Annotated in this window: 8 protein-coding genes; all 8 read right to left on the bottom strand. The window is 49.9% G+C overall.

Annotation, left to right across the window (positions count from 1 at the left end; genetic code table 11):
- Positions 1 to 23: 23 nt before the first annotated feature.
- The 8 genes from ABEW34_RS17480 to ABEW34_RS17445 all read right to left on the bottom strand — a co-directional run bounded on the left by ABEW34_RS17480 (position 24) and on the right by ABEW34_RS17445 (position 12,249).
- Entirely contained in the window at positions 24 to 896 is an 873-nt protein-coding gene (locus ABEW34_RS17480) for a transporter substrate-binding domain-containing protein (RefSeq protein ID WP_430160437.1), read from the bottom strand.
- Positions 897 to 976: 80 nt separating this feature from the next.
- Positions 977 to 1,558: a TetR/AcrR family transcriptional regulator gene (locus ABEW34_RS17475; protein ID WP_430160436.1), complete on the bottom strand. Its 582-nt coding sequence runs from the start codon at positions 1,556 to 1,558 to the stop codon at positions 977 to 979.
- A 188-nt stretch (positions 1,559 to 1,746) separates the two neighbouring features.
- Complete coding sequence (locus tag ABEW34_RS17470; RefSeq protein ID WP_430160435.1) at positions 1,747 to 1,959, bottom strand: hypothetical protein; 213 nt, start codon at positions 1,957 to 1,959, stop codon at positions 1,747 to 1,749.
- Positions 1,960 to 2,407: 448 nt separating this feature from the next.
- Entirely contained in the window at positions 2,408 to 5,290 is a 2,883-nt protein-coding gene (gene uvrA / locus ABEW34_RS17465; RefSeq protein WP_099518268.1) for an excinuclease ABC subunit UvrA, read from the bottom strand.
- Between the two features lie 42 nt (positions 5,291 to 5,332).
- Positions 5,333 to 7,330, bottom strand: a complete 1,998-nt coding sequence (uvrB, locus tag ABEW34_RS17460) for an excinuclease ABC subunit UvrB (RefSeq protein ID WP_430160434.1) — start codon at positions 7,328 to 7,330, stop codon at positions 5,333 to 5,335.
- Between the two features lie 335 nt (positions 7,331 to 7,665).
- Complete coding sequence (locus ABEW34_RS17455) at positions 7,666 to 9,003, bottom strand: serine protease (RefSeq protein ID WP_430160433.1); 1,338 nt, start codon at positions 9,001 to 9,003, stop codon at positions 7,666 to 7,668.
- Positions 9,004 to 9,145: 142 nt separating this feature from the next.
- Complete coding sequence (locus ABEW34_RS17450) at positions 9,146 to 10,681, bottom strand: S41 family peptidase (RefSeq protein WP_430160432.1); 1,536 nt, start codon at positions 10,679 to 10,681, stop codon at positions 9,146 to 9,148.
- Positions 10,682 to 10,992: 311 nt separating this feature from the next.
- On the bottom strand, positions 10,993 to 12,249 hold the full coding sequence (locus ABEW34_RS17445) for a murein hydrolase activator EnvC family protein (RefSeq protein ID WP_430160431.1): 1,257 nt from the start codon (positions 12,247 to 12,249) through the stop codon (positions 10,993 to 10,995).
- Between the last annotated feature and the right edge of the window lie 12 nt (positions 12,250 to 12,261).

Raw genomic sequence — 12,261 nt, 5'->3', positions numbered from 1 at the left:
AAAAATGTTGACGAGAGCCGGGCTTATTCAGCCGCTGGCTCCTCGCCGAACCATTTTACAAAAATAGTTTTATACGTGCCGTCGGCTTTCATCGCCTTCAAAGCTTCATTCAGCGCGTCGCGGAATTCAGGATTGTCTTTGCGCACCGCGATGCCTGCATTGTCCGATTTGATTGGATCGCCAACTGCTTTGATTTTAAAGCCATTTTTCTCAACGATCGGTTTCAAAGCATACATATTGTTGATCGTCGCATCAATACGGCCTGCATTCAGGTCCTTTAGAGATGTGATGACATCATCATAGGTTTTGATGGTGAAGTTGCCGACTTCAGGCAGCACCGTTTTGCGAAGATACGTTTCGTCGTTCGTACCAAGTCCTACACCAATGTTTTTGCCTTTAAAATCAGCCAGCTTCGTAATTGTATCGTTTTTCTCGGCAACGATGATCTTGACTGAGTTCGTAATATACGGTTCGGTAAAATCCATCTGCTCCTTGCGCTCGTCAGTAATCGTCATTTGGCTAATGACGACATCAAATTTCTTCGCCTGCAGACCGGCAATCATGCCGGAAAACTCCTGTGCGACAAACTCAGCTTTTACGCCAAGGCGCTTCGCCATTTCTTTGGCAATATCCGCGTCGAAGCCATCCATTTCCTTGTTTTCGTTCAAAAAGTTATACGGGGCATAGGTTCCCATCAAGCCCACCTTGAGTACGCCAGCCTGTTTCACCTGCTCCAGCAAATTGGAAGAAGCTGTTGCTCCTGCTTCCGTTGTTGGCGAAGCTGAACCTGCATTACCGCTGTTGCCGTTTTTCGAGCCGCAGCCCGCCACAATAACCGCCAACAGCAAAATAGCTGACATCATCCATAACGTTGATTTTTTCATTTGAATCCTCATCTTCCACTCTCTCCTTCATAGCTTCTCTAATATTTATATTGTTGCTTATTAATGTGTCCGGCTTTCTCAGGGAAATGCAGCTAAATACCTAATAAGCCGAAAAATTCAAAGCGCGCCGTTTCCGCAGCCAGCAATTCAGCAGATTTCACCGCAATAGCATCGCTTTCCGGCGAGCTGCGAAACAGCCATCGGGACAGTACGCCTTCAATGAGGCTCATCAGAAATGCCGCTCGCAGCTTGGCATCAATGGTAGCCGGCAGCATGCCCAACTCAGTGGCGCGTTCAATATTGAGTACAAAAGATTGCTCCATCGCCATTTGAGTAACCGTTATTTCTTGTCTTACAACTTCGCTAAAGCCCGTGCCATCCAACAGCATGCCCATTAAATAACGATTTTCCTTGGCAAAATGGAACAGCTCGGTCAGCAAATGCTCGGAGGCCGAAACCATGTCCTGCACCGAACCAGCATTTTTACGGTAGCCTTGTCCAATAACCGTAAGCAGCCGCTCCCGGCCATCCTGTACAATCTCTATAGCTATCGCTTCTTTGCTTTTGAAATACCAATAGAAAGTTCCTTGTGCAACCCCTGCATCCGCTACAATATCCGAAACTTTGGTCGAATGGTAACCATGAAGGGCAAAACGCTTCAGTGCGGACTCCATAATCTGGTGTTTGCGCTCCGCATTGTTCGCCGTATTCCGATCTACGGTTTCGATAAAGCATCGCCCCCATTGATTGACTCGTCAGTCAGTTTTGATTAAATCCTATCGGATCACTGGTATATTGTCAAGTAGGCAAAAAAAATCCGCCCAGGTTGGATTCAACTTGGACGAACTTTTTTCGTTTTTCCCTATGCCAACCATACTTTGGTGATCATGATGTAATCAATAAACAAAAACAATCCCAAAGATACAGCTGTGAAACCAATCGCAAAAATGTTCTTCTTGCGCTCTTTGACCAACCGGACAAAGCCGATCAATAACAAAATAGTAAACGCAAGCATGAACCAGTCAAACGTGTTAATGTTGCTGGTCGTTTGTGCTGCTTCTTCTGCCAAAAACATTTGAATGACCCCTCCCACAGTTAAGCTTTGCTCCATTCCACTTGCTTAAGGACTTGTCTTCCAAACGAAGGTGAAACGGCATTCGCCGTCCTCTGACGGCGCGGCGCGTTTCATTCCGAGAAATATAGAGAAAGGATGAAAACATTATGCTTTCCTATATTTTAAAAACCCATTTGGCCATACGCATCCTATCCTAACCTATATGTTATCTTTTCCATGCGTCTGACGCAAGTCCGAATCTGTTTTCGTAACAACTTTGTCACGTTTGTCCATGAAGTACGCCGCATCCTAACTATCCGTTAGCGGGAGGCTTTGCTGCTATCTTCTTATACAGTGTCCAGCTTTGTCCAACCTTATAACCTGCGGCGGTCATGAAATGTAGCTAGAATCCAAATCAAACATAGAAAAGGCTAGCCCACATCGGTTGGCTAGCCTTATAATACCAAGCTTAATTAGATGCTGCTGCAACGGAAGATTCCGTCTCGCGCCGCTGGATAGTCCGTTCCCGGTCGCGCTCCATAATGGGCTTCAGGTATTTACCTGTGTAGGACTTGTCTACCTTGGCTACTTCCTCAGGCGTTCCCGTTGCCACGATCATTCCGCCGCCGCTTCCGCCTTCCGGTCCCAAATCGATCAAATAATCGGCAGTCTTAATAACGTCCAGATTATGCTCAATGACGAGTACCGATTCACCCGAATCAACAAGACGGTGCAATACCATCAGCAGACGGTCAATATCATCGGCATGCAAGCCTGTCGTCGGCTCATCCAAAATGTACATCGTTTTCCCCGTACTCCGGCGATACAGCTCGGAAGCCAGCTTAACACGCTGTGCTTCACCCCCAGACAATGTAGTGGCAGGTTGTCCCAGGCGCATATAGCCTAAGCCTACATCAAGCAGCGTCTGCAATTTGCGCTGGATTCTCGGAATATTTTCAAAAAACTTGCAGCCATCCTCAATCGTCATTTCGAGAACATCGGCAATGCTCTTGCCTTTATATTTCACTTCCAGCGTTTCGCGATTGTAACGCTTGCCCTTGCAAATTTCACAAGGAACGTACACGTCAGGCAGGAAATGCATCTCAATCTTGATAATGCCATCTCCACGGCAAGCCTCGCAGCGGCCACCCTTCACATTAAAGCTGAATCTGCCCTTCTTATAGCCCCTTACCTTGGACTCATTAGTCGAGGCATAAAGGTCGCGAACGTCATCAAACATGCCTGTATACGTAGCGGGGTTCGAGCGCGGCGTTCTGCCAATCGGCGATTGGTCAATGTCAATGACCTTCTCCAAATGCTCGATACCGCGCATTTCCTTATATTGTCCTGGACGTGTTCTCGCTCGGTTCAAATCACGAGCAAGCGTCTTATATACGATTTCATTGACGAAGGTCGATTTGCCCGAACCAGATACGCCAGTAACCGCCGTAAAAATGCCCAGCGGAATTTTCACATTGACACCGCGCAAATTATTTTCCTTCGCACCGCGAACCTCCAGCCATTTATCGCCCGCAGCGCGGCGCTCAAGAGGAACCTCAATAAACTTGCGCCCGCTCAAATATTGGCCTGTCAACGAATGCTCATTGTGCATAATCTCCGCTGGTGTTCCTTCAGCGATGACGGTACCGCCATGAATACCCGCACCAGGGCCAATGTCGATAATGTAGTCAGCCGCCAGCATCGTATCCTCATCATGCTCTACAACAATAAGCGTATTGCCGATATCCCGCATATGCACAAGCGTCTCAATCAGCCGATCATTATCCCGCTGATGTAGTCCGATACTCGGCTCATCCAAAATATAAAGAACGCCCATCAGGCTCGAACCGATCTGCGTTGCCAATCGAATCCGCTGCGCTTCACCGCCGGACAACGTTCCTGCCGCACGGTTCATTGCCAAATATTCCAGCCCGACATTAACAAGGAAGCCCAGCCGGCTGTTGATCTCCTTCAAAATCAGATTAGCAATCGTTTGTTCCTTCTCCGTTAATACCAATCCTTCGAAGAAACGCTGCGAATCGCCAATGGAAAGCGAAGTGACGTGAGCGATGTTCTGGGAGGCAATCGTTACAGCTAGTGTTTCCTTGCGCAGCCGCTGGCCTTTGCAGCCGCCACATGGCTTGGCACTCATATAAGCTTCGATATATTCCCGCATGGAATCAGACGCCGTCTCGCGGTAGCGCCGTTCCAAATTGTTAACGATACCTTCAAACGGCACATAGGCCTCTTTACGATGGCCAAAGTCATTCTCATATAGGAAGCGGACACGTTCTCCTCCCGTACCATAAAGCAGCTTATTCATTTGCTCGTCGCTGAGCTCAGAAACGGGCACATCCTGCGGAATGCCATAATGCTCACAAACCGAGCTTAAAAACTGCGGATAATAATTGGATGTGCTTCCGGCCCAGGCAAGAAAAGCTGCATCTTTAATGGATTTGCTCGTATCGGGAACGAGCAAATCTGGATCGACGATCATCTTCGCGCCTAATCCGTCGCAATCCGGACAAGCACCGAACGGGCTGTTGAACGAAAACATCCGCGGCGCGAGCTCCTCTACGCTAAAGCCGCATACTGGACAAGCCAGGTTTGAGCTGAACAACAGCTCTTCTTTCTCCATTACGTCAACGAGCACCCGGCCATCGGCCAATTTAAGCGCCGTCTCTATTGAATCAGCCAAGCGGCTGTGGACGTCTGCCTTCACAACGATGCGGTCGACAACGACCTCAATGCTATGTTTTTTATTTTTCTCCAGCTCAATCTTCTCACTAAGCTCCCGCAGCTCGCCATTTACGCGAACGCGAACAAAGCCCTGCTTCTGAATATCGGCAAACAGCTTCGTATGCTCGCCCTTGCGGCCGGATACGAGTGGAGCCAAAATTTGCAGCTTCGTCTTCTCGGGATATTCCATAATACGGTCAACCATTTGGCCTACGGTCTGCGAAGTAATCTCGATCCCATGCTCCGGACAATGAGGCTTGCCAATCCGTGCGAACAGCAAGCGAAGATAATCGTAAATTTCCGTTACCGTACCTACAGTCGAACGAGGATTGCGGCTGGTCGTCTTCTGATCAATCGAAATGGCCGGTGACAAGCCTTCAATGGAATCCACATCGGGCTTCTCCATCTGGCCGAGAAACTGTCTAGCGTAGGCAGATAAGGACTCCACATAACGGCGCTGTCCTTCGGCGTAAATCGTATCAAATGCCAGGGACGATTTGCCTGAGCCGCTCAAACCCGTTAATACAACAAACTTGTCGCGCGGAATGGTGACATCAATATTTTTCAAATTGTGTGCACGAGCGCCTTTGACTACAATTTTGTCGCTACCCAATCTTATTTCCTCCTCTATCCTATCCATCCTCTTGCTTCGCTTCTACAATCCTGCCCGCAGTTCCAGCAACGCATCCCGAAGCTCGGCTGCCCGCTCAAATTGCAGGTTCTTCGCCGCATCCTTCATTTCAACTTCCAATCTATTAATCATCGACTGACGGTCTTTCTTCGACATCTTGCCAGATCCGGCATCTGCCAAATAATCGGCCTTCTGCTCGGCAACCTTGGTCGCTTCAATCACTTCCAATACTTTCTTGCGAATCGTCTGCGGCGTAATGCCATGCTTCTCGTTGAACGCTTCCTGGATCGTCCGCCGACGTTCTGTCTCCTTCATCGCACGGCCCATAGAATCCGTCACCTTGTCGCCGTACATGATAACCCGGCCTTCGCTGTTGCGTGCCGCGCGTCCAATCGTTTGAATGAGCGAGCGGTCTGAGCGCAGGAAGCCTTCCTTATCCGCATCCAAAATGGCTACCAGCGATACTTCAGGCAAATCAAGCCCTTCCCTAAGCAGATTAATGCCCACCAGCACGTGGAACACGCCAAGCCTTAGGTCGCGCAATATCGCAATCCGCTCCAGCGTCTTAATATCCGAGTGCAAATAACGCACCTTCACGCCAATTTCCTTAAAATAATCGGTTAGATCCTCCGCCATCTTCTTCGTCAGCGTCGTCACCAATACCCGTTCATCCTTCGCCACCCGATCGCGAATTTCGCCCAGCAAATCATCGATCTGTCCCTTCGTTGGCCGAAGCTCAATGATCGGATCAAGCAGGCCAGTAGGGCGAATAATTTGCTCTACCATTGTCGGGCATTGCTCCAGCTCAAAAGGACCCGGTGTAGCAGAGACATAAATCGTCTGCTTAGCCTTCGCCTCAAACTCCTCGAACTTAAGCGGCCGATTGTCCATCGCCGATGGCAGCCGGAAACCGTGATTGACGAGCATTTCCTTTCTGGCCCGGTCGCCATTGTACATAGCGCGAATCTGCGGCAGCGATACATGCGACTCATCAATCACAATGAGCATGTCATCCGGAAAATAATCGAAAAGCGTATAAGGCGTTGCCCCCCGTTCCCGGAACGTCAATGGACCCGAATAGTTCTCGATGCCTGAGCAAAAACCCATCTCACTCATCATCTCAATATCATAGCGCGTACGCTGCTCAAGCCGCTGCGCCTCCAGCAGCTTGCCCGCTTCCTTAAGCTCGGCAAGCCGCTCCTCCAGCTCTCGCTCAATATTAACGAGCGCAAGCTTCATCGTCTCCTCATGAGTTACAAAGTGAGACGCTGGAAAAATTGCTACATGCTCACGCTCGCCCACGATCTCGCCGGTTAATACGTCAATTTCCGTAATCCGTTCAATCTCGTCGCCGAAAAGTTCAATTCTAATCGCCCGCTCATTATTGGCAACGGGAAAAATCTCTATAATATCGCCGCGGACACGAAATGTCCCCCGAATAAAATTAATATCGTTGCGTTGATATTGAATATCGACCAGCCTATGCAAAATCGCATCGCGGGGCTTCTCCATTCCTACGCGCAGCGACAACAGCATGCTGCCGTACTCCTTCGGCGAACCTAAGCCATAAATACAGGAAACGCTGGCTACAACTATGACGTCTCTTCGTTCGAACAGCGAGCTGGTCGAAGAGTGGCGCAGCTTATCAATCTCTTCATTGATGCTCGAATCCTTCTCAATATACGTATCGGTTGAAGGAATATAAGCTTCCGGCTGAAAATAATCGTAATAGCTGACGAAATACTCCACGGCATTATCGGGAAAAAAAGACTTAAATTCGCTGCACAGCTGAGCTGCGAGCGTCTTGTTATGCGCAATAACGAGCGTAGGCCGATTAACCTGCGCAATCATATTGGCAATCGTATAGGTCTTTCCTGTTCCAGTCGCCCCAAGCAGCGTTTGAAATCTCTGTCCTGCTTCAACGCCTTCAACCAGCTGCTTAATGGCACGCGGCTGGTCGCCTTGCGGCGTATAATCGGACTTAATCTCAAAGTTACGGGCTTGCGGTGCAAAATTACTCACTTCAGCCATCCACTCCTTCTTCGTTCCTCAGCTATCTATCATTATAGTCAATATCGTGCAAAAGAAGCAGCAAGCCTCAATTTGTTCATGCTATTACAAGTAATTCCAATTTACGTAGGCAAATCTACTCTATTATAAGAATATGTGTTCCCGTTTATTATAGCTCTAAGCATTCTCCGATGCAACCAGCTAATTTTCCCTACATGATGCCAAATAAAAAAGCGTAGTGACAGAATCGAAAAATCTGTCACTACGCTTTTGGAACAATATTTGCTATCAGCCTGTCCAACAAGACTAGACAAAAACCATTTAGAACGGAAGTACCGCAGCTTGTGCTATACGGACGTTTTTTCGCCAGACGCAGCATTATTTACAGAATCCGGCACTTTAGATGAACCCCGGCGATGCGCCGTACGCTTGCGCTTCAACAGGTCAATCAGCGAAGCAGGGCCTGAGGCCGCATAGAAATTCGCATCCTCGTCTGGCGCCAAAATAACTCCGAGCTGATGATGCTCATTTTCATAACGCGCACGCTGCACAAACTTTACTTCTCCGGCATAGTTCAGCACTTCCAGCTTGCAGAAAGCCGAGTTGAGATGCAGCGCGGCATGCAGATCAGCCTTCGAATGCACGCGAACGCCATTAACCTTGGAAATAATCTCACCTGCATGAAGCCCCAGCGCCTCAGCCGGCGTTTGCGGCAAAATGCCTAGCAAGCGCAAGCCGCGCTGGTCATGAACGAATAGCGGGCTGCTGGCATTTTCCAGCCTGCGGCTGCGCCAAATGATCGCTTCATGCAGCAGCAGCGAGCAGAGCGCGGCAATTGGCAGCAGCACGGGCAGCCACCAAGCGAGCAAAGCTGCTGCTGCGAGTGCGGCGCTGTAAAGCAGCAAGCCCTTCGCAGCGTGTCTGGCCTTCTCCTCAGGCAGCATCGAGCGTGTCAATTCGCTAAAGCCGATAATCATCGGCAGCGCGGCAATCGTCCAGCCCTGCGACCAGTCCGCGCCGAGCAGCGGCGTCCACGGCAATGCTGCTGTTGCAGCGCCAGTGCCAGCACCTCCACCAACAGGAACGAGCAGCAGCAAAGGCACCGGCCAAAAGCTTTGCAGCATGTAGCCGCCGACAATTTTCCCTCTCTTGCCCGAGAGGAACAGTGGCGTCGCCAGCTTGCCGCCCTGATTTCGCACAAGCAGCGCCTCTGCCAAGTGCAGCAGAGCTACCAGCATGAACAGCCCTATCATATCCATGGCAGCGAGTGAAGCCGCAACTTGACTGACTATGCCTTCGCCCGAAGCCAGCGGAGTAAACCCAACGATCCATTGCAGCAGACCGAGTACGCCAGCAGCATAAGCGAAGCATAAATAACGGATGCGAAACAGCATAAGCAGCGCTGAGACGCCCCATAACCACATCACGGATTGCTGGGTAACTGCAACGCCAATAAATGCGCCTACAAGGGATACAGCTAGTCCTACCAGCAAGCCTGTGACGATCGCCCGGCCGAGCAGCCGGGGCCATATATGCAGCTTGACGGCGAACAATTGCCGTTCAAGCTTAATCTGCTTTGTATATTGGAGCAAAATAAATAAAATAGCCACATAATAAAAAGGTTGTACCAGCAGTTGAAGCAACGCCAGCTGGAATTGCTGCAACAAAGCAAGAGCCTGATTCACCGCATACACTCCTTCATTTTTACCAACTTATTCCTTCAGCCGCCTTAGCGGCGTTTTCCCGTCTCACACCTGCTGCCGATTCAAAAGAAAAGGCTGACTCCGAAGACAGAGTCAACCTTGTAATGGATTCGACAACGAGGCGTTATTTCCTGCCTACCCGTTCAATCGCTTCCTGAAGCTGCACATCGTTGTTCTTGTCTTTAATCCATGCAATAACCGCCTTCTCCAATGCTGCGGCTGTTGACTTGTCCAGTTCTCCCGTTACCGAAAGACTTGAGTTTCGCTGAAATTGCTTAACTGCCTGCACGGTTTCCTCATTGAAATAACCATCATCACGCTTCGGCTCATACCCAAGCCCTTTTAGCATAATTTGCGCACTGCGAATTTGCTCATTGTTCATATCGCGCTTCAGCGTTTCGGTTATTGTCAGCCGCGCAACGGTGTAAAGCGAAGGCGGAGCTACGGCAACGGTCGGCTCAACGCCCTTCTCATGAATCCAGATGCCTTCTGGCGTCAGCCACTTGGCAATCGTCATTTTCACAAGACTGCCATCGCCCAGCGCTTTATTGTAGCTCACCTGTACCGTTCCTTTGCCAAACGTCGTCTCGCCGACCAGTATCGCACCGGCTTCCTCACCCAGCGCACCAGCCAATATTTCCGAGGCGCTGGCGCTGCCTTTGTTCATGACTACGGCGACCGGATAAGCTTTGCGGCTGCCCTTGGACAACGTCTTCTCCCGCTTGCCGTCGCGATCCTCCACCTGAACAATCGCATCACCCTTCGCAATAAACTGCTCGGCAATTTCCACAACGACCGGCAATACACCGCCAGGGTTATTGCGGACATCAATGACGAGGCCCTTAAGCCCTTGCCGTCCCTTATCGCCTGCTCCTTCGCTGACCTGAGCACCAGACTGTACCTGAGACTGCCCTACTGCCTGCTGCTTTGCTTCCTGCTCCAGACGAGCAAGCTCTTCCTTGAAGCGTTCGGCCGTATTGAGCGAAAATTGACGGATTTCAATGACGCCAATCCGGTCATCGGACATATGGGCATATACGGTTTCCACATCAATATCATCCCGTATTAAAATCAGCTGGATCGATTCGCTTGTGCCTGCCCGCTGGATCTGCAGCTTGGCCTTCGTCCCTTTCGGGCCGCGAATTTTGTCTACGGCCTCATTCAGCCCAAGACCCTCCAGCTTCTCTCCATTGACCGAAATGACGACATCCTTCGCCAGCAGTCCCGCCCGTTCGGCAGGAGAACCTTTGATCGGGGATACGACGACGAGCTTGCCGTTTTGCAGCGTCACTTCCGCCCCAATACCTGTGAAAGATCCTTCAATGGATTCGGAAAAATGCTGCGCTGACGTCTTCTCCATATAAACGGAGTAAGGATCATCCAGCGATTCCAGCATGCCTTTGACTGCGCCGTCTACCAGCTCTTCACGATCCGTCTTCTTCACATATTTGGTTTCAATCAAATCCAGTACCGCATTCATTTTGTCAATCTCGGCTTCATTCAGATCATGTTGCCCGCTAGTTTCGGCAGTTGCCGGAGCGGAGCCTGACGCCTGATAGCTGCTCACGACAAGATCGCGAGCCACTACAAGCGTGACCAGAACAGAAGCGAGCATCGTAATCATTACAAAAGCAATGACTGTACGGCCTCTAAACTGCATATTCAGGACACCACCTTCTCGTTTGACCACAGCATTAAATAGAACCTACTTCGGTTCATGCCTTCCCTCTTGGAAGGCACGCCCTAGTATATGACAAGTTCTGTCCATTTATTTGCGTCTGACCAGCGACCTGCTCATTCCATATTTTTCATTCCGAGAATATTTCAAGCGTAAATGGCGCTGCCATCCTTTGACGGCAACGCCCGTTTCACGCAAAAGCTGAACTAGAAGCTGACTTATTATCAAGTCATGTATAATTGCCTATATTTCGAACAAGGGCAGCCCAAAGGCTGCCGCTTGTTGTTGTTCCTTTATTTTAAATAGCTGCTTGGATCAGTTGTTGTCCCGTTAATACGCACCTCAAAATGCAAATGCGGTCCGGTAGAATTACCCGTACTGCCAACTTCGGCAATTTTTTGGCCTTTTGTAACACTGTCGCCTTTGCTTACTTTAATGCCGCCTTCGCGAATATGGCCATACAGCGTCCACATGCCGCCGCCATGGTCGATAATAACGGCATTGCCATAACCGCTCCAGCGCTGCGCCAGAATAACAACGCCGCTTTCCGCTGCATGAATAGCCGTTCCCTGCGGAGCTGCAAAGTCGATGCCTGTATGGAGCTTCTTAGCGCCCGTAATCGGGTGAATTCGATAACCATAGCCCGAGCTGATACGATACGAGTCAAAAATAGGCATGCCCAGCTTACCGCCCGTATAGACCGCACCGCCGTTTCCGCTGCTTCCATTGCCTTTACCCGCAGCAGCCGCCGCAGCTGCAGCAGCTTTTTCCCTCGCGATTCTTTCCGCTTCCAGCTTCGCCACCTTCTCGGCTTCCAGCTCGGATACCTTTTGCGCGAATTCAATCATAAGCGCTTCCTGCTCTGCGCTTATATCTTCGAGATCCTCAAGCTGATGATCATATTCAGCAACGAGCTTATTTTTCTCGGCTTCTTTTTTCGCTAGATCGCTTTGGTAGTTTTGCAGCTTGGTGTACATCGTTTTGACTTCTTCAAGCTTGTGCTCTACCTCAGCTTTTTTCTCCTCAACGAGCGCCTGGTCAACCTTGTTTTGCTCTAAAATGCTGCGATCCTGACTTAAGATCAGCTGAAGCGAATCGAAGCGGTCGATAAAATCGGAAAAGCTGCTCGCATTCAGCAAGACGTCAAGATACGACACCGAGCCGTTCTCATACATCAGCCGCAGACGCTGCTGAATTAGAATGTCGCGTGTTTTAACGCGGCCTTCCGCTTCGACCAGCTCCGCGCCAGCCTGTTGCAGCTCCGACTCCGTTTGATCAACCTTTGCTTGCGTATTATTCATATTGACTACAACAGCATCCAGCTGCGCCAATACGGCTTTGATAGAAGCTTGTACATCAGATTTGAGTGTCGATACTTCCGTCTTTTGCTGCTCTGTCGCGTCAGCTTCCTTCTGCGCCTTGTCAATGGCCTTCTTGGCATCCGAAAGCTGCTTATTAATGCTGTCCAGCGATGCAGCACTGCTGCTTAGTGGCTGAACAAGCAATACCGTCATTATCACCATAAGAACGATTAGATTTCTTCTCTTCACTGACGCGTCCAC

Source organism: Paenibacillus algorifonticola (genome assembly GCF_050481745.1).
Classification (GTDB): domain Bacteria; phylum Bacillota; class Bacilli; order Paenibacillales; family Paenibacillaceae; genus Pristimantibacillus; species Pristimantibacillus algorifonticola_A.
The sequence above is the reverse complement of the archived record's forward strand: the minus strand, read 5'-3'. Positions and strand labels throughout refer to the sequence as shown.